At 69.2% G+C, this 26,339-nt stretch carries 23 protein-coding genes; 8 read left to right on the top strand and 15 right to left on the bottom strand.

What is annotated here, in order from left to right; translation table 11 throughout:
• Nucleotides 1–6: 6 nt before the first annotated feature.
• On the bottom strand, nucleotides 7–780 hold the full coding sequence (locus DMH03_RS07400) for an ESX secretion-associated protein EspG (protein WP_125791175.1): 774 nt from the start codon (nucleotides 778–780) through the stop codon (nucleotides 7–9).
• Nucleotides 773–1,564, bottom strand: a complete 792-nt coding sequence (locus DMH03_RS07395) for an ESX secretion-associated protein EspG (protein ID WP_125791174.1) — start codon at nucleotides 1,562–1,564, stop codon at nucleotides 773–775. The genes DMH03_RS07400 and DMH03_RS07395 overlap by 8 nt, the downstream gene beginning before the upstream one ends.
• 112 nt (nucleotides 1,565–1,676) lie before the next feature.
• Between DMH03_RS07395 and DMH03_RS07390 the strand changes: the two genes are divergently transcribed.
• The 3 genes from DMH03_RS07390 to DMH03_RS07380 are packed head-to-tail and all read left to right on the top strand — an operon-like array spanning nucleotide 1,677 to nucleotide 4,430.
• Nucleotides 1,677–2,267: a TetR/AcrR family transcriptional regulator gene (locus DMH03_RS07390; protein ID WP_233611309.1), complete on the top strand. Its 591-nt coding sequence runs from the start codon at nucleotides 1,677–1,679 to the stop codon at nucleotides 2,265–2,267.
• Between the two features lie 4 nt (nucleotides 2,268–2,271).
• On the top strand, nucleotides 2,272–2,898 hold the full coding sequence (locus tag DMH03_RS07385; protein WP_125791173.1) for a VC0807 family protein: 627 nt from the start codon (nucleotides 2,272–2,274) through the stop codon (nucleotides 2,896–2,898).
• An 11-nt stretch (nucleotides 2,899–2,909) separates the two neighbouring features.
• Nucleotides 2,910–4,430, top strand: coding sequence for a carboxylesterase/lipase family protein (locus tag DMH03_RS07380; protein ID WP_125791172.1), 1,521 nt, complete (start codon nucleotides 2,910–2,912; stop codon nucleotides 4,428–4,430).
• Nucleotides 4,431–4,512: 82 nt separating this feature from the next.
• Here DMH03_RS07380 and topA read toward each other — a convergent pair whose 3' ends face one another.
• The gene (gene topA / locus DMH03_RS07375; RefSeq protein WP_199748698.1) at nucleotides 4,513–7,410 is read right to left on the bottom strand and encodes a type I DNA topoisomerase; all 2,898 of its coding nucleotides are present in this window, start codon (nucleotides 7,408–7,410) and stop codon (nucleotides 4,513–4,515) included.
• A 268-nt stretch (nucleotides 7,411–7,678) separates the two neighbouring features.
• Here topA and DMH03_RS07370 point away from each other — a divergent pair, with 268 nt between their 5' ends.
• Nucleotides 7,679–8,491: a serine protease gene (locus tag DMH03_RS07370; protein ID WP_125791171.1), complete on the top strand. Its 813-nt coding sequence runs from the start codon at nucleotides 7,679–7,681 to the stop codon at nucleotides 8,489–8,491.
• Nucleotides 8,492–8,563: 72 nt separating this feature from the next.
• Here the strand turns inward: DMH03_RS07370 and DMH03_RS07365 are convergent, their stop codons facing one another.
• The 4 genes from DMH03_RS07365 to DMH03_RS07350 all read right to left on the bottom strand — a co-directional run bounded on the left by DMH03_RS07365 (nucleotide 8,564) and on the right by DMH03_RS07350 (nucleotide 12,816).
• A complete protein-coding gene (locus DMH03_RS07365) occupies nucleotides 8,564–9,178 on the bottom strand; it encodes a hypothetical protein (protein ID WP_125791170.1) in 615 nt (204 codons plus the stop codon).
• A gap of 34 nt (nucleotides 9,179–9,212) precedes the next feature.
• Nucleotides 9,213–9,797, bottom strand: coding sequence for a hypothetical protein (locus DMH03_RS07360; RefSeq protein ID WP_125791169.1), 585 nt, complete (start codon nucleotides 9,795–9,797; stop codon nucleotides 9,213–9,215).
• A 90-nt stretch (nucleotides 9,798–9,887) separates the two neighbouring features.
• On the bottom strand, nucleotides 9,888–10,439 hold the full coding sequence (locus DMH03_RS07355) for a hypothetical protein (RefSeq protein WP_233611306.1): 552 nt from the start codon (nucleotides 10,437–10,439) through the stop codon (nucleotides 9,888–9,890).
• A 115-nt stretch (nucleotides 10,440–10,554) separates the two neighbouring features.
• Nucleotides 10,555–12,816, bottom strand: coding sequence for a sodium-translocating pyrophosphatase (locus tag DMH03_RS07350; protein WP_125791168.1), 2,262 nt, complete (start codon nucleotides 12,814–12,816; stop codon nucleotides 10,555–10,557).
• A 318-nt stretch (nucleotides 12,817–13,134) separates the two neighbouring features.
• Here DMH03_RS07350 and DMH03_RS07345 point away from each other — a divergent pair, with 318 nt between their 5' ends.
• Nucleotides 13,135–15,600, top strand: coding sequence for a DEAD/DEAH box helicase (locus tag DMH03_RS07345; protein ID WP_125791167.1), 2,466 nt, complete (start codon nucleotides 13,135–13,137; stop codon nucleotides 15,598–15,600).
• Between the two features lie 13 nt (nucleotides 15,601–15,613).
• Here the strand turns inward: DMH03_RS07345 and DMH03_RS07340 are convergent, their stop codons facing one another.
• From DMH03_RS07340 to ssd, 8 genes are all read right to left on the bottom strand, one after another.
• On the bottom strand, nucleotides 15,614–16,240 hold the full coding sequence (locus tag DMH03_RS07340) for a bifunctional DNA primase/polymerase (protein WP_125791166.1): 627 nt from the start codon (nucleotides 16,238–16,240) through the stop codon (nucleotides 15,614–15,616).
• A 419-nt stretch (nucleotides 16,241–16,659) separates the two neighbouring features.
• Complete coding sequence (locus DMH03_RS07335; RefSeq protein WP_125791165.1) at nucleotides 16,660–17,016, bottom strand: Rv3654c family TadE-like protein; 357 nt, start codon at nucleotides 17,014–17,016, stop codon at nucleotides 16,660–16,662.
• A complete protein-coding gene (locus tag DMH03_RS07330; protein ID WP_125791164.1) occupies nucleotides 17,013–17,351 on the bottom strand; it encodes a TadE family type IV pilus minor pilin in 339 nt (112 codons plus the stop codon). The genes DMH03_RS07335 and DMH03_RS07330 overlap by 4 nt, the downstream gene beginning before the upstream one ends.
• The gene (locus tag DMH03_RS07325; RefSeq protein WP_125791163.1) at nucleotides 17,351–17,524 is read right to left on the bottom strand and encodes a DUF4244 domain-containing protein; all 174 of its coding nucleotides are present in this window, start codon (nucleotides 17,522–17,524) and stop codon (nucleotides 17,351–17,353) included. Before DMH03_RS07325 ends, DMH03_RS07330 begins: the two co-directional genes overlap by 1 nt.
• Before the next feature lie 195 nt (nucleotides 17,525–17,719).
• Complete coding sequence (locus tag DMH03_RS07320) at nucleotides 17,720–18,298, bottom strand: type II secretion system F family protein (RefSeq protein WP_125791162.1); 579 nt, start codon at nucleotides 18,296–18,298, stop codon at nucleotides 17,720–17,722.
• The gene (locus DMH03_RS07315; protein WP_125791161.1) at nucleotides 18,292–19,032 is read right to left on the bottom strand and encodes a type II secretion system F family protein; all 741 of its coding nucleotides are present in this window, start codon (nucleotides 19,030–19,032) and stop codon (nucleotides 18,292–18,294) included. The genes DMH03_RS07320 and DMH03_RS07315 overlap by 7 nt, the downstream gene beginning before the upstream one ends.
• Nucleotides 19,029–20,171 (bottom strand): TadA family conjugal transfer-associated ATPase, encoded by a 1,143-nt coding sequence (locus tag DMH03_RS07310; protein ID WP_125791160.1) that lies wholly within the window; start codon nucleotides 20,169–20,171, stop codon nucleotides 19,029–19,031. The genes DMH03_RS07315 and DMH03_RS07310 overlap by 4 nt, the downstream gene beginning before the upstream one ends.
• A complete protein-coding gene (ssd, locus tag DMH03_RS07305; RefSeq protein WP_125791159.1) occupies nucleotides 20,168–21,241 on the bottom strand; it encodes a septum site-determining protein Ssd in 1,074 nt (357 codons plus the stop codon). The genes DMH03_RS07310 and ssd overlap by 4 nt, the downstream gene beginning before the upstream one ends.
• A gap of 582 nt (nucleotides 21,242–21,823) precedes the next feature.
• Here ssd and DMH03_RS07300 point away from each other — a divergent pair.
• The 3 genes from DMH03_RS07300 to DMH03_RS07290 all read left to right on the top strand — a co-directional run bounded on the left by DMH03_RS07300 (nucleotide 21,824) and on the right by DMH03_RS07290 (nucleotide 26,268).
• Nucleotides 21,824–22,621: an HAD family phosphatase gene (locus tag DMH03_RS07300; RefSeq protein WP_125791158.1), complete on the top strand. Its 798-nt coding sequence runs from the start codon at nucleotides 21,824–21,826 to the stop codon at nucleotides 22,619–22,621.
• 576 nt (nucleotides 22,622–23,197) lie between these two features.
• Nucleotides 23,198–25,003 carry a glycoside hydrolase family 3 protein gene (locus DMH03_RS07295; RefSeq protein WP_125791157.1) on the top strand — a complete coding sequence of 602 codons (1,806 nt, stop codon included), beginning with the start codon at nucleotides 23,198–23,200 and terminating at the stop codon, nucleotides 25,001–25,003.
• Nucleotides 25,000–26,268, top strand: a complete 1,269-nt coding sequence (locus DMH03_RS07290) for an exo-beta-N-acetylmuramidase NamZ domain-containing protein (protein ID WP_125791156.1) — start codon at nucleotides 25,000–25,002, stop codon at nucleotides 26,266–26,268. Before DMH03_RS07295 ends, DMH03_RS07290 begins: the two co-directional genes overlap by 4 nt.
• The last annotated feature ends 71 nt before the right edge of the window (nucleotides 26,269–26,339 follow it).

Below are 26,339 nucleotides of genomic sequence, written 5' to 3'. Positions count from 1 at the left end.
CCACGGCTACGTCCGGCTCAAGTCCACCGCCTCGTGCAGCCAGCCCGCCAGTGCCCGGCGGTCCATTCCACCGAACATCAGCCACCCTTCGGAAGGGGCGGCGTACAACACGAACCTCCCCAGATCGTTGTCGATGATCACGAAGCCGTAGTCCGGGTACTCGGCGTTCAGCCCGCCGAAGGCGACCAGATCGAGGATCGCCGTCCCGGTTCGCGGCCGGTTCAGCGTGTCTCCGACCAGGCCGACCTCCTCGTCTTGGCCGGGCAGCGGCACGCCGTGCTCGTCGATCCTGATGCGCATGAGCTCGGTGTCGCCGGCGGGGACGTGCGGGAGCCCGCCGAACACCCGGGCTCCCAGCTCGCCGAAATCGCTCAGGCTGAACGTGGTCCGCCGTCCCGACCGCATCCGCCAGACGACCGCCTGATGCCCGTCGCCGTAGCAATCGACCCGCACCGCGCGGGGCGCGGACGCGAAGACGCCGGTGAGGACGCCTCGCACCGAACCCCGCAGCATCACGCCGTGCATCCGGACCGCGGCCGGATGGATCTCGCCGTTCTCCATCAGCCCGGCCTCTTCGAGCATCGCCGCCTTGGCCGCGTACCGCTCGGCCTGGGTGACGAGATCCGCCGGCCCGTCGTAGGACGGGCACAGGCGGCGGATCTCGTCGTCGGTGATCTCCGGGTCGTAGCCCAGGTACACGCTCCGTCGCTCGGGCACCGCGCGCAGCACCGGCTCGGCGGCACGCTTCATCAGTTCCTTCACGGTCGCCGGTTCACGCATGGTTCTGCACCGCCTTCACGATCCATTGCTCGGCCGTCGACCGGCTGGCCGGGCCCCAGGTGAGCGTCCAGCGGCCGTCGCCGTCCATCGCCGAGCTGAACTGGTACCGGCCGAGGTCGTTGTCCACCAGGCCGAACGCGCCGTGCGGGTACTCGGCGAGGATGGAGTTCCGCACCGCGAGATCGACGAGGACCGTGCCGTGCCGCGGCCGCGAAGCACCCTCACGGATCACCTCGACGGCCTCGCGGGCCCGCAGCGGGATCAGCCCGCCCGCGTCCGTTTCGATGCGCACGGTCTCGCCGGTGCCCGGCGGATGGTCCGGCAGCCCGTCGAACACCCAGCCGGGCAGCGCGCTGAGGAAACCGGACCGCAGCCGCGCTCGCCTGCCGAGCTTGTTCAGCACCGTGGTGTAGTCCTCGTCGCCGAAGAACCGGACCTCCCACGGCTCCGCGCGGGACGGGAACACCCCGGTCACCACGCCGCGGATGAACCCGCCGCGCAGCGCCCGGTACAGCCCGACGGCCTCGGGCGTGACCTCACCGCCGGGGGCCAGCCCGATGGTCGCCATCCCGCTCACGAACCGGGTGTACTGCTCCACCTCCTCGGCCAGGGTGAGCCCTGGAGTCGGCTCCTCGTCGGCCAGCACAGGCGGCACGGCGAGCTGCGGATCGTAGAACTCCATCACCGAGGGACGCTCCGGAACCTCGGCGGCCAGCGGGGCGATGACCTCGTCGATGACGTCGAAGACAGCGGTCGTTGAAGTGCTCACCTGACCATTGAACACCCTGGTACCGACAATTTTTAGAACTTTTGTTCGAACGGGTGAGGCCGGTCGGCGAGCGGTCGGTGAGCGGTTTCCGGTCGACGGATTTGCTCGCCTGAGCTATTTTTTGCTCATGCAAGCAAAAGCGAAGACGTTCACCGAGAGTGCGAGACGGGCACAGATCGTGGCCGCGGCCATCGAGACGATCGCCGAGCTCGGCTACACCCGCGCGTCGTTCGCCCGCATCGCGAAACAGGCGAAGCTGTCGAGCACCGGGCTCATCTCGTACCACTTCGCGAACAAGGAAGAACTCGTCCGCACGGTCCTCGAAGACGTCTTCCGCGAGATCGGCGCGTTCATGGCCGAGCGGATGAGCGAGCCCGCGTCCGCGAGCGAGGCGCTGCGGACGTACTTGGAGGCGAACCTCGAATTCGCCGCTGCGCAGCCGACCCGGATGCGCGCGTTGCTGAACATCTTCCTCGGCGGCGCCCTCGACTACGACCCGGCGAACGAGCGGGCGGCGCTGGAACCGGTCGAACGCATCCTGCGCTGGGGCCAGGAGTCGGGCGAGTTCCGCGAGTTCGACGTCCACGTGATGGCGACGACGATCCGGCGTTCGGTGGAGGGCCCGGTGTTCCTGCTCGCCGGAACGCCGGAACCGGACCTCACCACCTACGCGGCCGAACTGGTGACCCTCTTCGATCTCGCGACCCGGAAGCAGTGATCCCGTGCTCAGGCAGTGGGGTGTGGTCCTGCTCGAGGTCGTCGTGCCCGTCGTGGGCTACTACGTGCTTCGCGGCTTCGGCGTCAGCGCGCTGTTCGCGCTCGCCCTCTGCGCCCTGCCGACCGTTCTCTTCGTCCTCTACCGGGCGATCCGGTGGCGGAAGATCGACACGCTCGCGATCTTCGTCCTGACGATCTTCGCGATCAGCGCCGCCGCCTCGTTCGTCACCGGCAGTCCCCGGTTCATGCTGGCGAAGGCGGGTTGGGTGACCGGGGCGATCGGCGCCGGTTTCCTGGTCTCGTTGCTGTTCGCCAGGCCGCTCGTGTTCGGCATGGCCCGCTCGATGGTCGCGAAGAGCCGCTTCTCGGACACCCTGCGCGCGGCCGAATGGGACGAGCTGTGGCCGCGGCACGCGTGGTTCCGGCGTGCGTGGCGGGTCGCGACCGTCCTGTGGGGCGCCGGCCTGCTCGCCGACGCCGCCGGGCGGGTCCTGCTGGCGTACACGCTGCCGGTGGACGCCGTTCCCGCCCTCGGCACCGCGCTGTACGGCGTCACGTTCGTCGCCGTGCAGGTTCTGCAACACCGCTATTTCCGCCGCGTGGGGCTGTGGCGCCGTCTCGCGGACTACTGAAAGGACCTGTCATGCATCTCCTGCTAGCCATCGTCACCGGCCTTCTCACGATCGTCTCCCCCGCGGATCCGCTGGTCGTGCGCACCGACGCCGGCCCGGTCCGCGGGATGGACTCCGGACCGACCCGGACGTTCAGCGGGATCAGGTTCGCCGCACCACCCGTCGGTGAGGATCGATGGAAGCCTCCACGACCGCCCGAACCCTGGAAGGGCGTCGCCGATGCGACGAAACCAGGGGCCGCCTGCACCCAGTACCTGCCGGGCAGCGCCGAGGACTGCCTCTTCCTGAACGTCACCGTGCCGCGTGACGCGGGCAGCCGTCGGCTACCGGTGCTGGTCTGGCTGCACGGCGGCGGTTACACCATGGACGCGGGAAGCCTCTACGGCGCGCGACGCCTGGCGGACCAGGGCGACGTCGTCGTGGTGACGACGAACTACCGGCTCGGCGTCTTCGGTTACTTCGGTCTTCCCGGCCTCCAGGGTTCCGGTGATTTCGGGCTCATGGACCAGCTTTCGGCGCTGCGCTGGACCCAGCGGAACATCTCCGCGTTCGGCGGCGACCCGCGGAACGTGACACTGGCCGGGCAGTCCTCGGGAGGGATGAGCACCTGCGCGCTGCTCACCTCGCCCGCCGCGGCCGGGCTGTTCGACAAGGCCGCGATCATGTCCGGCTCTTGCCTGCTGGACTGGCCGCGCGGGGGCCTGATCCCGAATCAAGAAGCACAAACGCCGTATTCGCCGCTCTCCAAGACCGAAGCCGACGGTGCGGCGATGGCCGCGACCCACGGCTGCACGGGTCCGGACACCATCGGCTGCCTGCGTCGGCTCCCGGCCGCGGCTCTGCTGAAGGACAACCAGTCCTTCAGCAATCACCTGACCTATCACACGCCGTTGCTGCCGAACGATCCCGCGAAAGCCGTGCGACAAGGCGCTTTTCACCGGGTACCGGTGCTTTCTGGCGGCACCCACGACGAAATGCGCGCGTTCATCGCCGGTGTCGAGAAGCTCAAGCCGATCACCGAGGAGCGCTATCAGGAGTTCCTGCGCAAGACGTTCGGCGAGCACGCGGACGAGGCCGCGGCCGAATACCCGTCGCGGGACTACCTTTCGCCCGCCCTGGCCTGGGCGACGGTCACCACGGACCGGTCATGGGCCTGCCCGACGGCGGAGGGGAACCGGCTGCTGTCCCGGCGGACGTCCGTGCACGCCTACGAGTTCGACGACAAGAACGCGCCCAACGTCAACGGCAACGACGTGCCCACCGTGCCGCACGGCGCGGCCCACGCCCTCGACCTGGTCTATCTCTTCGAGCTCAGCGGGGTCGAACAGTCGCTGGATCCGGCGCAGAAACGCCTTTCGGAGCAGATGATCGCGTACTGGACCACCTTCATGCGCACGGGTGATCCGAACGCGGCCGGATCACCCCGGTGGGACCCCTCCGGGCTGGTGCTTTCGCTCGCGCCGGACGCGATCCGTCCGGTCGCGCACGACGCCGATCACCGGTGCGGCTTCTGGGCGGGCCTTCGCTCCTGACCACCCGTCCCCGCGTGCAATGAACGGTCCGTTACTTGCAAATTTTGCAAGTAACGGACCGTTCATAGCGCGCTAAAGGGAGCTACTTCGTCTTCGTGGCCGTCGAGCGCGCCGAAGGCTTCTTCGCCGTAGTCGACTTCGCCGCCGTCGACTTGGTCGCGGTGGTCTTCTTGGCCGTGGTCGTCTTGGAGGCCGCCGTCTTCGACGCCGCCGGCTTCCGCGCCGGAGCCTTGCGCTTGGGCGCGGGGCCCTTCGCGCGCTTCTCCGCCAGCAGTTCGGCGCCGCGCTCGGCGGTCAGCTCCTCGATGCTGTCCGACTTCCGCAGGGTCGCGTTGTACTCGCCGTCGGTCACGTACGGACCGAAGCGGCCGTCCTTGACCACCATCGGCTTACCCGACACCGGGTCGTCGCCCAGTTCCTTGAGCGGCGGCTTCGCGGTCGCAGACCGGCCACGCTGCTTCGGCTCCGAGTAGATCTTCAGCGCCTCTTCGAGCGTGATCGAGAACAGCTGGTCCTCGGTCGTGAGCGAACGCGAGTCCGTGCCCTTCTTCAGGTACGGCCCGTAGCGCCCGTTCTGCGCGGTGATCTCGTCACCGGATTCCGGGTCCTTGCCGACCACGCGCGGCAGCGAGAGCAGCTTCAGCGCGTCTTCGAGGGTCATCGTCTCGATCGACATCGACTTGAACAGCGAGCCCGTCCGCGGCTTCGGCTGCTTCGCCTTCGCGGCCTTCTTCTGCGCGGCTGTCGCGCCTTCGGGCAGCGGCTCCGGCTCGGGCAGGAGCTCGGTGACGTACGGGCCGAAGCGGCCTTCCTTCGCCACGATCTCGTGTCCGCTGACCGGGTCCGTGCCGAGTACGCGGCCTTCCTGCGGCGTCGCGAACAGCTTCTCGGCGAGTTCCAGGGTCAGCTCGTCCGGCGGCAGGTCCTCGGGCAGGTTCGCCCGCTGCGACGTGCCGTCGACCTCGCGCTCGAGGTACGGGCCGTAGCGGCCGACGCGCACGACGACGGTGTGACCGTCGGGGTCGCTGAACAGCGGGATCGAGTTGATCTCGCGGGCGTCGATGTCCTCGACGCCGGAGCCGACCAGCTTCTTCAGCCCGCCGAGGCGGCCGACGGACCCGTCGACGCCCATGTCGCCGCCGAAGTAGAACTTCGACAGCCACTGCGTGCGGTGCTCGTCACCGGCGGCGATGCGGTCGAGTTCGTCCTCCATGCCGGCGGTGAAGTCGTAGTCGACCAGCCGCTCGAAATGCCGCTCCATCAGGCCGATCACGGCGAACGCGACCCAGGAGGGCACCAGCGCGGAACCCTTCTTCCACACGTAGCCGCGGTCCTGGATGGTCTTGATGATCGACGCGTACGTCGACGGGCGGCCGATGCCCAGCTCTTCGAGCTTGCTGACCAGGCTCGGCTCCGAGTAGCGCGCCGGCGGCGACGTGGTGTGCCCGTCCGGGCTCAGGTCGGTCGCGGTCAGCGCCTGGTCCTTGGCGAGCTGCGGGAGACGGCTCTGCTTGTCGTCCGCCTCGCCACCGCTCTCGGTGTCGACGGCCTCGACGTACGCCTTGAGGAACCCGGCGAAGGTGATCGTGCGGCCCGACGAGGCGAACGTGACCTCTTCGCCGCTGGTGGCGGTGCCGACGATGCGCACCGACATCGTGGTGCCCTTCGCGTCCGCCATCTGCGACGCGATCGTGCGCTGCCAAATCATCTCGTACAGGCGGTACTCGTCGGTGTCCAGATCCTTCGCGACCTGGCCCGGCGTGCGGAAGACCTCGCCAGAGGGACGGATCGCCTCGTGGGCTTCCTGCGCGTTCTTCACCTTGCGGGTGTACTGGCGCGGCGACGGCGAGACGTATTCCTTGCCGTACAGCTGCGTCGCCTGGCTGCGCGCCGCCGAGATCGCCGACTCCGACAGCGTCGTGGAGTCGGTACGCATATAAGTGATGTAACCGTTCTCGTACAGCTTCTGCGCGATCCGCATGGTGCGCTCGGAGGTGAACCGCAGCTTGCGGCCCGCCTCCTGCTGCAGGGTCGAGGTCATGAAGGGCGCGTACGGCTTCCGCGTGTACGGCTTCTCCTCGACGCTCGCGACCTTGAAGTCACGGTTCTTCAGCGCCTCGGCCAGCCGGACCGCGTCGGCCTCGGCCAGCACGCGGATCTCGTTGTTCGAAGCCTTGAGCTGCCCGTCCGAGCCGAAGTCGCGGCCGGTGGCAAGACGCGCGCCGTCGACGGCGATCATCCTGGCCGGGAAGTTGCGCGGGGAGGCGTCGGCTCCGGCGTCCATCGTCGCCGAGATGTCCCAGTACGACGCCGACGTGAAGCGCATGCGCTCACGTTCCCGCTCGACCACGATCCTGGTCGCCACGGACTGCACACGGCCCGCCGAAAGCTTCGGCATGACCTTCTTCCACAGCACGGGCGAGACCTCGTAGCCGTAGAGCCGGTCCAGGATGCGGCGGGTCTCCTGCGCGTCGACGAGGTCGGCGTCGAGCTCACGGGTGCTGTCGGCCGCGGCGCGGATCGCCTGCTCGGTGACCTCGTGGAAGACCATCCGGCGGACCGGGACCTTCGGCTTGAGGGTCTCCAGCAGATGCCACGCGATGGCCTCGCCCTCGCGGTCGGGGTCCGTGGCGAGATAGAGCTCGTCGACGTCCTTCAGCAGGCTCTTCAGCTCGGTGACCTTGGACTTCTTGTCCGGCGTGACGACGTACAGCGCCTTGAAGTCGTTGTCGACGTCGACACCCAGCCGTGCCCACGACTCGCCCTTGTACTGGGCGGGCACGTCGGCCGCGCCGCGGGGAAGGTCACGGATGTGTCCGACGGAGGACTCCACGACATAGTTCGCGCCGAGGTACGGGGCGATCTTGCGGGCCTTGGTCGGCGACTCGACGATCACCAGCCGACGACGGCCCGCGCCGTCGTCCGACGCCGAGGTCTTCTTCGTCCGTGCTCCTGCCACGCTGTCCTGCTCTCCGCTCATCTTCGGCGCCTTCGCGCCGCCTCTCGACCCGTCAGTGTGCACGCTCGCACCGCCCGGACCACGGCTAGGTGGTGCAACACGCCGCCGATCGTGTGTCCAGCGCATCGCCGCTGACCTCGTCGATGTTTCCTTTCAACACCTAGCACGTGATGTCCGACACGTCGGCCCGGGGGCCCGCGTGATGGGGTGAACACCCTCCGTTCGACGGTGGTGGCTCACTCCCGCCAACGCTTCACTTGATGTCCACGCCGACCCGAAAGGACTTCACGTGACCCGACGACTCCTCGGCACACTGTTCGCCATGCTGACCGCGTCCGCGCTGGTCGGGACCGCACAGGCCGAAGCGGCCACGACCACTTTCGCCGGAACCGTGGCGTTGTCGAACTGCTCCGGGTCGGTGGTCAAACCGCCCGAGGCGAGCCTCGACGACCCCGCCCTCGTCCTTTCCAACGGGCATTGCCTGCAAGAAGGTTTCCCGGACCCCGGAGAAGTAATCGTCAATCAGCCGTCGTCGAGGACCTTCAGCCTGCTGTCCAAGGACGGCCGTTCGTCGCTGGGCACCCTCAAGGCGAAGAAGCTGCTCTACGCGACGATGACCGACACCGACGTCTCGCTCTACCAGCTCAACACCAGCTACGCCAAGATCAAGGCGACTTACGGTATCGCCCCGCTGACACTTTCGCCGACTCGTCCGGCGGCGGGCGTCGCGATGGACGTGGTGTCGGGATATTGGAAGAAGATCTACTCCTGCAACATCGACGGCTTCGTCCACGAGCTGCACGAGGCGGACTGGGTTTGGAAGGACGCGATCAGGTACACCCCGGCGTGCAAGACGATCGGCGGGACCTCGGGGTCGCCGATCATCGAGACCTCTACCGGGAAGGTCGTCGGCGTCAACAACACCGGCAACGAAAGCGGCCAGCGGTGCACGATGAACAACCCGTGCGAGGTCGACGCCGCCGGGAACGTGACCGTGCGGAAGGGCATCAACTACGGGGAGCAGACCTATCAGCTGACCTCCTGTCTTTCGCGCAGTGAACTGGACCTGTCGAACCCGAACTGCCGGGCTCCGAAACCCTGACCTAGTGCTATGAACGGTCCGTTCCTTGCAAATTTTGCAAGGAACGGACCGTTCATAGCGTTCACGTGAGGATCAACCGGCGCGGACCACGGGCACCAGACTCGGCCAAGCGGGCTCCGCCCCGGCGGGCGCGTCTCCGATCAGCTCCAGCACATGCGCGAGCCGCCTCCGCCCGGTGACCCGCAACAACGCCTCCTCGCCACGCTGCGCCTTCGCCGGCACGCCCAGCTGGGCCAGCGCAGCGATCAGCCGCTCGTGCGTCTCCGGCGCTTCCGGGTCGAGCGCGAGCAGGTAGCCGTTGCCTTGGGGACTGCCCGCCGCCAGCGCCCACATCCTCAACATCGCACCGTCGAGCCGGAACCCGTCCGGCAGGACCTTCTTTTCTTCACCACGGCTCCAGCCCCGCTCCAGCGGCAGCAGGTCGACCCGGAACGGCGTTCTCACCAGCGGCCGCCCGCATTCGGCGGCCGAGACCTGTGCCTCGGCGCCGCGCCGACGGCATTCCCTGGCGAGGGCACCCGCCCGCCACGGCTCGTCGACCACGGCGGACAGCCGCGCGGCCGTTCGCCCGAAACCCGTCATCCACCCGGGCCCGCACAGCACCCCGGCGAGGTCGGCGAGCCCTGGCCCGCTCGCCTCCGCCGAGAAGAGCGAGATCGTCCCGTCCACCCGCACAGAATAGAACACAAGTTCGAGTCATGGCCAGTGATGAGGCGGTGACTCAGCGAGGTTGTTTGACCAATTCCTGGCAAATCGCGAGCCGGCTGCTCGCCGCGGCGAGCTGAGGGACGTCGTTAAGGCCCCTGAGAAGGTCGAGGCGGTCTAGTTCGTCGAGCGACGTCCTCGCGTCGCGAAGCGCGGTTTTCGTGGCTTCGGGGTCCGTTGAGGAGTCGAGACGGTGGCGGACGTCGTCGGCACGGGCGCGGATGCCCTCTAGCTGGACGACGGCGGCCGTTCGCGAGGTGTCGCCGCCGGCGACCGGGGCCGGGCCGAGGTCCTCGAGGGCGGCGGTGGTGCGGTCCAGCCCTCGGACCACCGAGGCCATCAGCTCGCTGGACGTACGCGAAGCCTGCTGCGGCGAGCTCGGATCGACGCTGGGCAACGTCGCCAGCGTCCGGACGAGTCCGCCCGCCGCGCCGCAGTATCCCTCCGCCCAAGCGGAGGCGGGGTCGGCCTCCGACGCGCTGACCGTCGCGAGACCTTCTTGTCTGGCGTGGGAAGTCACCGCGGGCTGCTGCCCGCACCCGGCGAGGCCGAGCCCGATACCTGTTGCTAGCGCGGCAAGGACGGTGAACCGCGGCCGCACGAAAACACCTCCCGACCTGACGACTTCCCGATTGGCCCCCGACGGTACCGATACCGGTGGGCAATGCAAATCAACGTGGCGGCAAGAAGGTCAGGAAGGCAGCTTCTTGCAGTTCGGCGCCTGTGCGGCCAGCGCTTTCAACGACGCGTTCGTTTCCAGCTGCTGGAACGGGTCGGACATGTCGTTGATGTCGGAGCCGATCTGCCGGAAAGCGGCCGCGGCGGCCGCCACGGCCCTCTTGTCGTCCTTCGGCGCGGCGTCCAGCGCGGCCTTCGCGGCGAGCACCTCGTCCCGGATCGGCGTCAGCGCGTCGACGATGCTCTTGCGTGCCGCGTCCGCTTCCGCGCTCGGTGCCTGGCCGAGCTTCCTCAGGCCCGTGACCGCGTTGTCGAAACCGGGCGCGAACACCCCGAACGCCTCGTCCATCACCCGCCGCGCGCCGGCGACGTCGTCCTGCTCGAAGTCGGGCATCGTGAAGTCACCGATCTTGGCGAAGTCGATCAGCGAACCGCAGAAACCGTCCATCCACGAACCCCCGGCGGCGGGAGCGGGAGAAGAAGGAGAAGGGGTGGCCGCCTGCTCGGCGCCACCGCAGCCCGCCAGCAGGAGAACGGCGGCGAACAGGACGATCGAACGCCTCATGGCAGGGACTCCCCCGGATCGGATCGGCGTGACGCGCAGAGATTAGCCTGCGCCGGAAAGCCGCCGGGCCCGCCACGGAAATCGTGGCGGGCCCGGCGGAACTGGACTTTCGGCGTTACGCCTTCGCTTGCGCGGGCGTGTCGGAAAGGACCGACTCGCGGCGCTTCGAGACGACGATCGCGGCGACGATGATCGCGACGGCGACCAGCGAGATCCCGATCCGGATGCCGACGTTGGCGTCCGGGCCGATCGAGAACTGCACGACCGCCGGGGCGATCAGCACCGACACCAGGTTCATCACCTTGATCAGCGGGTTGATCGCCGGACCGGCGGTGTCCTTGAACGGGTCACCCACGGTGTCACCGATGATGGTTGCCTCGTGCGCGTCCGAACCCTTGCCGCCGTGGCTTCCGTCCTCCACGAGCTTCTTCGCGTTGTCCCAGGCACCACCGGAGTTGGCGAGGAAGATCGCCATCAGGGTGCCGGTCGCGATCGCACCGCCAAGGTAACCGGCGAGCGCGCCGGTGCCGAGACCGAAACCGACCGCGATCGGGGCGAAGACCGCGAGCAGACCGGGAGTGGTCAGCTCACGCAGCGAGTCGCGCGTGACGATGTCGACGACACGGCCGTACTCGGGCCGCGTGGTGCCCTCCATGATCCCCGGGATGTCGCGGAACTGGCGGCGCACTTCGTAGACGACCGCGCCGGCGGCACGGGACACCGCGTTGACCGCGAGACCGGAGAACAGGAACACGACCGCCGCGCCGATGATCACACCGACGAGCGTCTCCGGGCCGACGATGTTCGCGACGAATTCCTTGCCGTCGCCGATCGCCTTGGTGATCGCGTCCTGATAGGACCCGAACAGCGCCGTCGCCGCGAGGACCGCCGTGGCGATCGCGATGCCCTTGGTGATGGCCTTGGTGGTGTTGCCGACCGCGTCGAGCTCGGTGAGGATCTGCGCGGCGTCCTCGTCGACGTCACCCGACATCTCGGCGATGCCCTGCGCGTTGTCCGAAATCGGGCCGAAGGTGTCCATCGCGACGATGACACCGACGGTGGTCAGCAGACCGGTACCGGCCAGCGCCACGGCGAACAGCGCGACGCCGCCACCGACCAGGAAGGCGCCGAAAACGGCCGCGCCGATGACCAGCGCGGTGTACACGGCGGATTCGAAACCGACCGAGATACCGGCCAGGATCACCGTCGCCGCACCGGTTTCCGAGGACTTGCCGACCTCCTTGACCGGCTTGTACTCGGTGCCGGTGTAGTAGCCGGTGAGCTTGAGGATGATCGCGGCGAGCACGATGCCGATGATCACCGAGAGGGTCGCGATCAGCGCCGGGTTGCCGGACTTGCCGGCGAAGGCCTGTCCGAACTCGGAGAACGAACCGGGCAGGTAGACGAACGCCGCGATCGTCGAGAGCACCGCGGAAATCCCCGCGGAGATGTAGAACGAGCGGTTGATCGTGACCAGACCGCCTTCGCCCGCCTTGGCCTTGGTGATGTAGACACCGATGACCGCGGTGATCACGCCGATGGCGGGAACGATGAGCGGGAAGATCAGGCCGTGCACGCCGAAGGCGGTGCTACCCAGGATCAGCGCCGCGACGAGCATGACCGCGTACGACTCGAAGAGGTCCGCCGCCATCCCGGCGCAGTCGCCCACGTTGTCACCGACGTTGTCGGCGATGGTGGCCGCGTTACGCGGGTCGTCTTCGGGGATGCCCTGCTCGACCTTGCCGACCAGGTCGGCGCCGACGTCGGCGGCCTTCGTGAAGATACCGCCGCCGACACGCATGAACATCGCGATCAGCGCGGCACCGAAACCGAAGCCCTCCAACACCTTCGGGGCCTGTCCGGTGTAGACCAGGACGACCACCGCGGCGCCGAAGAGGCCGAGACCGACGGTGATCATGCCGACGACGCCACCGGTGCGGAACGCCAGTCGCATCGCCTTTTCGCGACCGCCGGGCTCACGCGAAGCGGCCGCGACACGCAGGTTCGCCTGCGTCGCCAGCCACATGCCGAGGTAGCCGATCGCGAAGGAGAACCCCGCGCCGACCAGGAAGAAGAGGGACCTGCCGATCTTCTCGTTCCAGTCTTCGGCCGGCAAAGCGAACAGCAGCACGAAAACGATCGCACCGAAGATCGCGAGAGTGTTGCGCTGCCGTTTGAGATAGGCAGCCGCGCCTTCCTGCACTGCCTTCGCGATGTCCTGCATCTTGGAGGTGCCCTGGCCCGCGGCCAAGACCTCCTTCATCAGAACGTAGCCGATGACCAGTGCGGCAAGGGCGACCACGGCGATCACACCGACGATGGTGTAACCACCTCCGGAGAGCGTGAGTTCGCCCTCCGCGAGGAACTGCCGGGACATTCGTCCTCCTGGAGACGTCGCCGTTGGCCAACGACGATCCGCCGATGGATCCGGCGGCTCGTGCGTTGACATGGGATCTGAGCCGAACGTCACGCTAGTCGCACTGCAAGGCACGTCTCACATGACGCTCGCCACAGACGGTGTGGATTGCGGGAGTGTATTGGTAGTGGGATGGAGGGCGGCAAGGCGTCCCCGCCACCGCACGTTCCGTAATCTTGTGAGACTGGTCACTGTATCGATCATCGGCGGCCCGTTCCAGTGCTCGTTCCGTCCGGCGGCGGTCCGTTTCTGTCGGTGCGCTGTGCAAAGCTTCCGAGGGTGGACGGCACGGCGGAATCCGGTAAGGGTCGGCGGCTTCTCGACCGCGCGACGGCGGGAATCCCGGCTTCGCTGTACCCGGTCACCCATGTGGCCGAACTGCCGTCACGCCCGGCGGATTCGGTGGATTGGCCGGAGTGGGCGGCGGCTCCGGTCGTCGAGGCGCTGAGGGCGAACGGCGTCAAGGCGCCGTGGCGGCATCAGGCGGAAGCCGCGTCGCTGGCCCGCGACGGCAAGCACGTCGTGATCTCCACCGGCACCGCGTCGGGCAAGTCGCTCGCGTACCAGTTGCCGGTGCTCTCGGCACTGGTCGAAGACGAGCGGGCCACGGCGCTGTACCTGTCCCCGACCAAGGCACTCGGCGCCGATCAGTTGCGCGCCGTGTCTTCTTTGGACATCAAGAAGGCACGGGCGGCGTCGTTCGACGGCGACACCCCGCTGGAAGAGCGGGACTGGGTCCGCGCGCACGCGAACTGGGTGTTCACGAACCCGGACATGCTGCACCGGGGGATCCTCTCGTCGCACGCGCGCTGGTCACGGTTCTTCCGGCGGCTCTCGTTCGTCGTCGTCGACGAATGCCACAGCTACCGCGGTGTCTTCGGTTCCCATGTGGCGCTGCTGATGCGCAGGCTGCGAAGGGTCGCGGCGTACTACGGCGCCTCGCCGGTCTTCGTCCTCGCGTCCGCGACCACGGCGGATCCGGCGGCGTTCGCCGCGAAGCTCTCCGGACAGGACTGTGTCCCGGTCACCGAGGACGGCTCGCCGCGCGGCGCCCGCACGGTCGCGTTGTGGGAACCCCCGCTGCTGTCGGAACTTTCGGGCGAGAACGGGGCACCGGTGCGGCGCTCGGCAGGCGCCGAGGCTTCCCGGATCCTCGCCGAACTGGTCATCGAGGGCGCCCGCTCGCTGGCGTTCGTCCGGTCGCGGCGAGGAGCGGAGCTGACCGCGCTCGGCGCCAGGCGGATTCTGTCCGAAGTGGACAGTTCCTTGGCGGATTCCGTCGCCGCGTATCGCTCCGGGTACCTGCCGGAGGAGCGGCGTGCCCTCGAAGCGGCGTTGCTCTCCGGGCGGCTGCTCGGCGTCGCGACGACGAACGCGCTCGAACTCGGCGTCGACATCGCCGGGCTGGACGCGGTGGTGCTGGCCGGTTACCCGGGGACGCTCGCGTCGTTCTGGCAGCAGGCAGGCCGGGCCGGGCGAGCGGGTGACGCGGCACTTGTCGTGTTCGTGGCCCGTGACGATCCGCTGGACACCTATCTCGTGCACCATCCGGCCGCGATCCTGGACCGGCCGGTGGAGGCCGCCGTCCTCGACCCGTCGAATCCGTATGTGCTGGGGCCGCAACTGGCCTGCGCCATCGCCGAACTCCCGTTGACCGAACCGGAGGTCGCGGCCTTCGGCGGTGACTCGGCGCGTGCCGTACTCGCCGATCTGGTCAAGGAGAAGATCATCCGGCGCCGCACGAGCGGCTGGTACTGGACTTCGCGCGACCGGCCGCATTCCGAGGTCGGCATCCGCGGTTCCGGCGGCGAGCAGATCGCCGTGGTGGAAGCCGATTCCGGCCGGATGCTGGGCACGGTCGACCCGGGTTCCGCCTGCTACGCGGTGCATCCCGGCGCGGTGTACCTGCACCAGGGTTCGTCCTATGTGGTCGACGAACTGGATCTGGAGACCGGGCTCGCCCTGGTACACGCGGAGGATCCGGACTGGAGCACGTCACCGCGCGAGATCGTCGACATCAGCGTGCTGCGCACCGAGGAGACCAGGACGCACGGCGGGATCACGGTGAACCTCGGCGAGGTGTCGGTGAGTTCGCAAGTGGTCGGCTACTTGCGGAGACGCCCGTCGGGTGAGGTGCTGGATCAGACCCCGCTCGACCTGCCGGAGCAGAGCCTGCACACCCGCGCCGTCTGGTACACGATCTCGGCGGAGCTGCTCGGCCTGTCCGATGGCGTGGCGGGGACCGGGGGCCATCGGCCGGGGGCCGGGGTTCTGGAGCCGGTGGGGACCGGAGGCTCCAGGGTGGGGACCGGGGAACTTGGCGGAGCACCGGGGACGGGCGCCGGATTGGATCCGGCGCGCGTCCCCGGTGCCCTGCATGCCGCCGAGCACGCGGCGATCGGCCTGCTACCGCTGTTCGCTACGTGCGACCGCTGGGACATCGGCGGGGTGTCGACCGCGTGGCACGAAGACACCGGGGAGGCGACGGTGTTCGTGCACGATGGCCATCCCGGGGGTGCGGGATTCGCCGATCGCGGGTTTGCCGCAATTGTCCCTTGGCTGGCCGCAACGCGGGAGGCGATCGTTTCCTGCGAGTGCCCGGCCGGCTGCCCGTCCTGCGTCCAGTCGCCGAAGTGCGGGAACGGCAACGATCCGCTGGACAAGGCGGGGGCGGTGGCTGTTCTGGACACCGTGCTCGGGGCGTTGCGTCAGCACGGGTCCCGGTCCGGCCACCTGTTGGCTTGAAATTGTGGGTTGATCAGGCGGCGGTGCTCAGGGTCGCCACGGGGGTGGCGGCCTTGTCACCGGCCAGCGCACGGACGAGCACGTCGTGCACCTCGGTGGCCTCGGGCAGCTGCCAGCCCCAGACCTCGGGCTTGACCCGCCAGTGCACGACACCGTGCTGGAACGGCGACGGGGGCAGCGGGATGTAGTCGTTCGCGCCGTGCCACTGGATCGAAGCCTCGTCGGCCAGTTCCCGCGGGATGCTCGTGGCGACGGTGGTGAGGAACAGCCAGCGGCCGTTCGGCATCGCGACGATCGGCGCCGGGTGACCGGTGGCGCGCAGCAGACGGGCCGCGGCCTTGCCCAGCTCGTCGTCGACCTCGATGGCGTCCAGCACGGTGCCGGTGGCTACGAGCAGGCTGTGCGTTTCGTCGCCGAACCAGGTGGCGACCTCGTGCGGGTGGGTCTCGGTCAGTTCGCGCCAGTTGTCCTGGGCCGGGACGGGACGCCGCCAGGTGAGGTCGTCACCTTCGGCGGTGAGCGCCGCGGGCTCGGCACCCGGGAGCACCGGCCAGCCACGCCAGGCGAGACCGATCGCCTCCGCACGCATTTCGATGCGGAAGGCGCCCCGCCAGCTGTCCGGCCAATTCGCGTCCAACATTACTGTCCCTGCCTCAGGTCAACTCTGTCCTGTGTCTGTCTCTGTCGCACCGGCCTCGGCGAACTTTTCGAAGTGGTGCACATCTCAATAAACGGCAAGTTGCACATCGGGAGAAGACCTCACGCGACAACCGGCGGTTACGCAGCGATGAACGCGCGGTAGTGCGACCGGACGGACCGAACGCCGGACGTCCGGTTAACCGGCGTCTCCGACCGGGCCTGGGCCGTTCGTCGCAGCCGACCTGGGCTTCCGGCCCTCGTGACGGCGCTCACGGTGAGCAGCGGACGACCGTTCGGCGGAGCGCTGATCATGGTTTCGACCGCTCGCCGTGCGTCAACGACCGCTGCCCGCGCCCAGCGGTTACTCACGCGTACTACCGGCCGGTCACCGCCCGGCGACCGTTCATCGTGCGACGCCTGTCACGGTGGCCGGTCGACCGGACCGGCCCTGGCGCGTGCCTCGGCCTGTCCGATGGTGGCCAGGTGTCCTGACGGCTCCGATCGCACCTCTACCAGGGCATCGCCGCGCTCCCACCGGCAGGTCAGCAGCGTGACCGCCATCCGGACGGCGACCTGCCGTGCCCGTTCGCAAGCCACGCCGGGACCGTCCGTCGCGTGCGAGGCCGCCGCGAGCGCCGCCAGATCGGCGGCGGCCTCGGCGCGGTGCCGGGTCGTGACGGCGGCGCCGAGCCAGAAGACGAACGCCACCGCGCCGATCAGGACGGCGACGATCGAGGCGGTCCACGCGGTCGCGACGCCGCGATCGTCCGCGGTCACGGCCCGCTCCCCGGCTCGGCGATGGCGAAGGCACGGGAGTTCAGCCGGATTCCCGGCAGGAGTCCGGCCACCGGTTCGGCCTCGACGCCGGCGGAGATGGTGTCGCCTTCGCGGACGACGTCCAGCCGCGCGCCGGGCGGCGCGATCTCCCGCACCGCCTGTTCGGCGCGGGCGGGCTGGCCGCGGGCGAGGAGCCGGGCCGCCTCACGAGCCGCGTCAGTGCAGCGAAGCTGGTCGGAAGCGGCCCCGATCCCGGCGAACAGCAGCGCCGAGACGAAGGTCAGCGCGCCGATACCGAGCGCGGCCTCCACCGTGACGGATCCGCGGTCGGGCATCAGAACTTCACCGACAAGGCCCGCTCGATGAGCCCGGTGAGCCCGGAGACGACGGCCTCGCTGCTGACGACCAGGTAGAGGACGGCGGCCAGCGCGGCGGCGGCCAAGGTGGCGATGGCGTATTCGATCGTCACCATGCCGTCGTCGTCGCGGAAGGTGGGGAGCTTGTACATGGGGAATCGCCTTTCGGTTCTGTGTGTCGGTGAACCCGCGACCGCGATCGACGTCGGCAGGACGCTGCCTGGTCTTCCGGCGTCACGTTGATCGACAGGGCGTCCTGCCACCGCGATAGCGGGGCCTTCGGCCGGGGCGGGTTCACGGCTTTGGTCGCTTGTTCGTGCTTCCTCTTCAGCTCCGCCGTCCGGCTCTTAGAGGGGGCCGCCGAGACGACCGGCGAGGCCGAGCACGACGGGCAGGACGCCGAGGCAGAGAAACGCGGGGAGGAAGCAGAGGCCGATCGGTGCCGCGAGCAGCACTCCGGCCCGTTCGGCGCGTTCCTCGGCCTCGGCGGAGAGCGACTCGCGCAGTCTTCGCGCGAGGTCCTTCGCGTGGGTCGCGAGCGCGGTGCCCGCTCTCGCCGTGCGGACGGCGGCGACGGACAGTTCGGTCAGGCCGGGCCGATCGCGGATCGGTGCCCAGGCTTCCGCCGGTCCGATACCCACGGCGAGGTGCGCCGCCACCGAACGCAGCGCCGCCGCGGTCTTCGGTGAAGCGGCCGGTACGACGGCCTCGAGCGCGACGGGCACCGGCAGCCCGCCCGCCAGGCAGGCGGCCAGCAGGTCGAGCGTGGCGGCGGACCGGAGGAGTTCGGAGACGCCTTTGTCCCGGGACGACCGTTCCCGGAGCCAGGCGAGGAGACGTCCTGGCCGCGCGACGGTCCGGGCAGCGACGTACGGCCACGAGAAGACGGCACCGCCCAGCAGGACCAACGCCGCTCCGGTCAGCACGGCGCCACCCGCCCGGTGAGTGCCCGGCACCAGGCCGTGCCCGTCCAGAGCAGCCCGCTGCCGACGACGAGCAGGAACTGACCGGCACCCGTCCCGGTGAGGACGCCGACCGGGCTCGCCCCCATCGCCTCGCCGAGCGGCAGGCACACCAGCGGGAGGACGGCGAGTACGGCGGCACTCGCCCGGGGACCGGCCATCTTGGCTTTGAGACGGCGCCGGAAGCCGATCTCCGCCTCGGCATCCCGTCGCGCGGCGTCGAGCACGTCGGCCATCGGAAGCCCGAACCGGTTCGCGAGGGTCCAGGCGTTCGCCAGCGCCGGTGGCGCGTCCGGATCGACGGTTTCACCACCGAGCCGGGCGGCCGCGCCGAGTCCGCGCAGCCGTTCGGACGCCGCGGGCATCGCCTCCGCGGTGGCTTCGATCGCCGCCACCGGATGGGCACCCGCCCGGAGTTCGCCGATCATCGTCCGCAGCACGGAGGCGGTGAGTTCTGCTTCGGCCAGCGCCGCCTTCGCCCGTGCCCGCCATCGGTGCTCCTGACGGACGGTCAAGGTCACCACTAGCGTCGCCACCGCCCAGCCGATCCCGAGCAGCGGCAGGACGAGCAACGCGGGCAGCGGCCACCAGGCCGCGCGGACGGCTCGGGGTGGCCGCCAGGCGAACGGCGTGCCCGCCACGGGTCTCGGCCAGCAGGCCACTCCCGCGCCGCAGGACAGGAGGAACCAGGGGTTCATGCCGCCATCTCCTCGAACGGGGTCTCGTCGCCGATCCAGTTGCCCTTGCTCCAGATCGGGACGACCTTGGCCTCGCCTCGGAACGACCGGAGGACGCCGACCTCGTCCAGCCGCCGGATCCCGCCCGGCAGGCGGCGCATGTGCAGCACCACCCGCACCGCGGCCGCCAGCTGGCTGTGCAGGGCGTCCCGTTTGAGCCCGCCGAGCGAAGCCAGCGCCTCCATCCGGGCCGGGACCTCCATCGGTGAATTGGCGTGCACGGTGCAGCCTCCGCCCTCGTGCCCGGTGTTCATCGCGTTGAGCAGCGCGCAAACCTCCGCGCCACGCACCTCGCCGACGACCAGGCGGTCCGGGCGCATGCGCAACGCCTGCCGCACCAGCTCACCAAGACTGATCTCTCCCGCGCCCTCGACGTTGGCCGGGCGGGCGATCAGGCTGACGAACTGCGGATGATCCGGTTGCAGTTCGCCGGCGTCCTCGACGCAGACGATGCGTTCGCCCGGAGGCACCGCGCCGAGCAGCGCGGAGAGCAGGGTCGTCTTGCCGGCCCCTGTCCCGCCGGACACCAGGAACGCGAGCCGACGCTGGATGACCGAATCGAGCAGATCCGCGCCGCTGGTGCCGAACACCCCGCGCAACCGGAGTTCGGCGAGATCATGACTGGCGGGCCGGAGAATGCGGAGCGAAAGGGAAGTCCCGGCCGGTGCGATCGGCGGGAGGACCGCGTGCATCCTGATCCGGCGTCGCGGTCCCGCTCCAGGCAGCCAGCAGTCGGCGAACGGTTGCGCGTCGTCCAGCCGCCGTCCACCGGCGAGGGCGAGCCGCTGGGCCAGCCTGCGGACCGCTTCCTCGTCGGTGAAGCGAACTTCTGTCTCTTTGGGACCTTCACCGATGTCGGCCCAGACCTCATCGGGGGCGGTGACGAGGATGTCGGTGACGCCGGGCTTTTCGAGAAGCGGCGCGAGCGGGCCGACGCCGACGAACTCGTCACGCGCCAGCCGGACCGCGCCGAGGACGGCGTCCTGACCAAGCGCCCCGCCTGCTTCGGCGCGGACGGCCCGCGCGACGCTCACCGGATCCGCCGGGACGGCCGATCCGGCCAGCCGCCGCCGGACCCGCTCGACCAGATCGTCGGTCATCGCGAGGCACCGGCCAGGTTTCCGCGTGCGGCCGCGAGGACTTCGGTGGCGGCCGTCGCCAGGTGTCCGCGAGGCTTCAGAAGGAACTCGCCGCGATCGAGGGTCGCCGAAAGGGACCGCTCGCGACCCATCGACGTGATGAGCGGGACGCCGACGGCGTCGGCGATCTCTTGCGGGATCAGCCCGGCGGGCGACGGGCCCCGGACCGCGACACCGATCCGTGTCGCGTGGGGTTCGAGCCTGGCGATGACCTGTTTCGCCGCCGCGCAGGCACGGAGTTCCGCGGGGACGACGACCACGACCAGATCGGCCAGCCCGATCACGGCGGACGTTTCGGTGCCGAAATACCTCGGCAGATCGCAGACGACCGTCCGACCGGCCCGCCGCCCGGCGCACAACACGCCCTCGATCGCGTCCGGCCCGGGGCCGCGTCCTTCCCTGCCGTAGGACACAAAGGACAGTGAGCCGGTCGCGTATTTCTTTCGCGGCAAGGCTTCGCTCAACGCGGTCATCGACACCCTGCCGCCGAGGTCGAGCTCCGGCCAGCGCGGCCCGCGATCGCGTTCGGCGGCGAGGAGGACGTCGACCCCGCCGCCGAGCGGGTCGCAGTCGACGAGCAGGCCGCCGCTCCCGGACTTCTCCGCCCGGTACGCGACGGCGGCCGCCAGTACGGAAGCACCGGCTCCGCCCCGCCCGCCGATGACCCCGATGACGACGCCGTCGTCCCGCGCGGGCCCGTCGACGACGTCGGCGAACTCGCCGATGAGGTCGCTTTCCTCGTCCGGCAGCGAAAGGACCTTCTCCGAACCGGTGTTGAAGGCACGCTCCCACGTCACCGGGGTCGGCGCGCCCTTGCAGACGAGCAGGACCTTGTTCCGTCGCAGCAGGCGATTCGGTGTGCTCGCGGCCTCCTCGTCGAGCACCACGAGCGGCGCGCGGGCCCATCTCCCGCGTGCGGCGTCCAGATCCGGCGCTCGTTCGACCTCGCAGCCCGCGGCAGCCGCCACGCGCAGGATCTCGTCGAGCAGGATGTCGTCTCCGGCGACGACGAGTGGATGTTCTTCGGTCATGGCTCCCCCAGTGATCGGTCGGACTCGGGTTGTGACTCCACGGTCGCGCCGCTTCCGGCCGCGCACAACGCCGTTCCGTCCCGCCTGTGGACAACCGGGGTGTTGTGGACAACTCCGCGGCGGGAGATCGGTTTCCCGGCGGTTTTGTCGGTCCCGTCCGGCACACTTCCCGGCTTTCCGTCCGTCGTGTTCCTCGACGAAGCCGCGCGCGAAAACCCTTGAGAGAAAAGAAAGTTAACGAACTCCGGCCGATTCAGCCTTGTCCTGAAGGGATTTCTGCGACCGCCAAGGTCTGAACCATTGGCAGGGTGGGAAGTTAGAGGGCGGCCCTCGCCAGGGGGGAGGGACGAGGGCCGCCTGGGGTTCAGCCCCGGGGGGTCGGACTGAACCAGGGCCCGGTGCTATACCGGACAATCTCACTGTAACTCCGATACCGGCCCGTTGCGGGCGACGCCGGTACCCACAATTCGATAACGGCACGACGCGCCGGATCCGGTGCGCGGTCGTGAATTTTCCACCGCGATATCCCGGCCGTGGTCGACCAACGGGCGGGCCGGTGTCCGGCTCTCCTATCCTTGGCGGGTGGACCGACCCAGCACGACGCCCAGCACGGTCGCGGCGTTCTTCGATCTCGACAAGACGATCATCGCCTCCTCGAGCGCGCTGGCCTTCAGCAAGCCTCTTCTGCGCGAAGGCCTGATCAACCGCCGAGCCGCGCTTCGCAGCGCGTACGCCCAGCTCGTCTTCTCCCTCGCGGGTGCGGACGCGGCGAAGACCGAGCGGATGCGGGCCGAGGTTTCCGCGCTGTGCGCCGGATGGGACGTCGCCCAGGTGTCCGCGATCGTCCGCGAGACGCTGCACGACGTCGTCGATCCGCTCGTCTACGCGGAAGCCGCGGAACTGATCTCTTCGCATCGCGCGGACGGGCACGACGTCGTCGTGTTGTCGGCGACCGGCGAGGAAGTCGTCGCCCCGGTCGCCGAAATGCTCGGCGCGACGCGCAGCGTGGCCACGCGGATGCAGATCGTGGACGGTCGCTACTCGGGCGAAGTCGATTTCTACTGCTACGGCGAGAACAAGGCCGTCGCCGCGAAGCAACTCGCGACGACGTACGGCTACGACCTCACCCAGTGCCACGCGTACACCGACTCCAGCACAGACATCCCGCTACTCGAAGTCGTCGGACGGCCGCACGCCGTCAACCCCGACCGCGTCCTGCGCAAGCACGCGACGGAACAGGGCTGGGAGATCCTGGCCTTCGAGCACCCGATGTCGCTGCGGACCCGGATCCCGGCGCGGTCGGCGGGGCTGGTGGCGCTCGGCGCCTTCGCAGCGGGGGCCACCTGGTACGGCTACAACCGGCGCAAACGCACCCGCTGAGCGCACACCCACACGGCGGTACCGAACCGGTTTTCGCAGCCAGGGCCGCGAATTGTCCGTCGCGGAGGGTGCCCGTGTCACTAGATCGAGCCTCTGTACCGGTGCACCCGTCTGCGCACTTGAAGTGACCCGGCTCACGGCGTAGAAAGTAGGTGCGGACGTTCGGTCGGCCAGGGAACAGGTAGAAGAGAAGCCTGTTCCACCCCGGCGAATCTCCGTGTGCGGACACCGGGTACCCACGCGCAGCGCGCCGCGGGAGGCTCGTCGTCTAGGGACTGCGTACCGGGACGCCGGACGCCGAGTCCATGAAGGTACGACCAGAGTTGCACGCTTGGTCGCCCGAGTTGCCCGCACTGACTGGCGGCGCCCGCCGGCTTCGGCCGACGGGCGCCGCCAGTGTTTTACCCCTGTTTTCAAGCGTGACAGGCCCGTTCGCGTCCCTTTGTGTATGAACGGACCTATCGCGGGGGTGGCCGATGGACAAGCAAAGTGCTCGTGGGTAGCTTCCGGATATCAGTGCTTCCAGGTGGACTTCTTTCCACCTGAGAGTCAGGCACGAATCTGGGAGGCTTTGAGGTGACGACCCGAACCGCGCACGCCCGTCATCGGAGGATCCATGCGCTCGCCGTGCCCCTCGCGGGTCTGCTCACCCTCGCCGTCACGGCCGTTCCGGCGACCGCGCAGCCGGTGACGGCGGACGTGGAGGCGCAGCGGACGTTGCGCGGATTGACCCTGGAGCAGAAGGTCGGGCAGCTGTTCGTCACCTGGGTGAACGGGAAGTCCGCCGACGAGGTCAACGCCAAGAACAAGGCCGACTTCGGTGTGGACACCCCCGCGCAGGTGGTCGAGAAGTTCCACCTTGGCGGTGTCATCTACTTCAACAACGACAGCCGCGACAACTTCGACGACCCGGTCCAGGTCGCCAAGCTCTCGAACGGGCTCCAGCGGGCCGCGCTCCGCAGCGGCGCCCGCATCCCATTGCAGATCGCGACCGACCAGGAAGGCGGCACGGTCACCCGGATGGGTGCCCCCGCCACCGAACTGCCGAACGCGATGGCGATCTCGGCGGGCCGTGACACCAAGGCCGCGCAGGAGGCCGCCCGGATCCTCGGGCACGAACTGCGCGCCGTCGGCATCAACCAGGACTTCGCCCCCGACGCCGACGTGAACTCCAACCCGGCGAACCCGGTGATCGGTGTCCGTTCCTTCTCCGGCCGCCCGGATCTGGCGAGCGAGTTCGTCGCGGCCCAGGTCAAGGGCTTCCAGAACTCCGGGCGGCGCTCCGAGACGGTGTCCGCCGCCGCGAAGCACTTCCCCGGCCACGGCGACGCCGCCACCGACAGTCACCACGAGCTGCCCAGGATCGACCGGAGCGAGGCCAGCTGGCGCGAGACCGACGTGCCGCCGTTCAAGGCCGCGATCAAGGCCGGCATCGACTCGATCATGAGCGCGCACATCCAGTTCCCCAGCCTCGACCCGTCGGGCGAGCCCGCGACGCTGTCGAAGCCGATCCTCACCGGCAAGCTGCGCGAGGAGCTCGGTTACCGCGGTGTCGTCGTCACCGACTCGCTCTCGATGGACGCCGTGCGCGAGATGCACAGCGACGCGGAGATCCCGGTGCTGGCGCTGAAGGCGGGCATCGACCAGCTGCTCATGCCGGTGAACCTCGAACTCGCGATCAACTCGGTGCTCGACGCCGTCCGCAAGGGTGAGCTGACCGAGCGGCGCATCGACGAGAGCGTCCTCCGGGTGCTCAAGCTCAAGCTGAACCGGGGCATCCTGACGTCGCCGTTCGTCGACCCGGCCAAGGTGATGTCGAAGGTCGGCACCCCGGCCAACCTCGCGACCGCGCAGGGCATCGCCGACCGGTCGGTCACCGCGATCCGCAACGACGGCGGCGTCCTGCCGCTCAAGCAGCAGCCCGCGAAGACGCTCGTGACCGGCTGGGGCGTGAGCACGACGACGTCACTGGCCGCGAAGCTCACCGCGCACGGCACGCAGGCGACGGCGTTGCAGACCGGCCAGACACCGACCGACGCGCAGATCGCGCAGGCCGTCGCGGCGGCGAAGAACGTCGACCTCGTCGTCGTGCTGACCAACAACGTCGGCACATATCCGTTGCAGGGCAAGCTGTTGCAGGCGCTGGCCGACACCGGGAAGCCCGTCGTCGCGGTCGCCGCCCAGATCCCCTACGACGCCGGTTACGAGAACCCGATCAAGACGTGGCTCGCCACGTACGGCTACATCTCGCCTTCGCTCGAAGCGCTGGCGAAGGTGATCCTCGGGAAGGTGAAACCGCAGGGCAAGCTGCCGGTGGACGTCCCCGCGGGCAAGGACGTCGGCACGGTGAAATACCCCTTCGGCCATGGGCTGACCTGGTGAACCTCAACCGCCGCCACTTCCTCGCCACCGGTGCGCTCGCGGTCCCGGCGCTGACGGCCGGGTCCTCGGTCGCGCGGGCGCAGCCGGAAAGCGAGAGCAAAGGTCCCCCGCTCACCCGCACCGGAGCGGACGTGCTGGCCGCCAAGGGCTGGGCACCGCTGTCCGGCCGGAAGCTCGGAGTGCTGTCGAATCCGACGGGTGTGCTGGCGAGCGGCGACCACATCGTCGACTCGATGGTCGCCGCCGGCGTCCGGCCCCGCGCCGCGTTCGGGCCGGAGCACGGTTTCCGCGGCAGCGCGCAGGCAGGCGGTTCCGAAGGCGACTACACCGACCCGCGCACCGGCGTGCCGGTGTACGACGCGTACGGCGCCGACGCGACGAAGCTCGCCGGGATGTTCACGAAGGCGGGTGTGGACACCGTCGTCTTCGACATCGCCGATGTCGGCGCGCGGTTCTACACCTACATCTGGTCCCTGTACACGGCGATGGTCGCGGCGGCGAAGGTCGGCGCGGCGATCGTCGTGCTGGACCGGCCGAACCCGCTGGGCGGCAGGGCCGCCGGGCCGATGCTGAACCCGGCGTTCGCCTCGGGTGTCGGCCGGAAGCCGATCGTGCAGCAGCACGGCATGACCGTCGGCGAACTCGCGCGGTTCTTCGCGGCCGAGTTCCTGCCTGCCGAGGGTGTCACGCCGGGCAGGCTCGAAATCGTCGAAGTGCGTGACTGGCGGCGTGATCAGCTCTTCGACCGCACCGGGCTGACCTGGGTCCCGCCGAGCCCGAACATGCCGACGCCGGACACCGCGCTCGTCTATCCCGGCACCGGGATGTTCGAAGGCACCGTATTCTCCGAAGGCCGCGGCACCACCAGGCCGTTCGAGATCATCGGCGCGCCCGGCCTCGACTGGCGCTGGCGCGAAAAGCTCGGCGAACTGCGGCTTCCCGGTGTGAAGTTCCGTGAGGCGTACTTCGTGCCGACGTTCGGCAAGTTCGTCAACGAGCCCTGCGGCGGCGTGCAGGTGACCATCACGGACCCGCGCGCTTTCGACGCCATCCGCACCGCGGTCACCATGTTCGTCACCGCGAAACAGGTGCACCCGGACAAGTTCAAGTGGCGGCCCGACAACTTCCTCGACAAGCTCTCGGGTTCCGACAGGCTGCGCACGATGATCGACAAGGGCGCCGGGCCGGACGAGATCGTCGGGTCCTGGCAGGCCGAACTGGCCGAGTTCGACCGGAAACGCCGTCGCCATCTCATCTATCGCTGAAGGGACGGCGGAGCTGAAGATGCATCCGAAAAGTGACCGAACGTGTGAACCCGCCCCGGCCGAAGGCCCCG

Source organism: Amycolatopsis sp. WAC 01376 (genome assembly GCF_003947415.1).
Classification (GTDB): Bacteria; Actinomycetota; Actinomycetes; order Mycobacteriales; family Pseudonocardiaceae; genus Amycolatopsis.
This window is presented reverse-complemented; position numbering and strand designations above follow the sequence as displayed.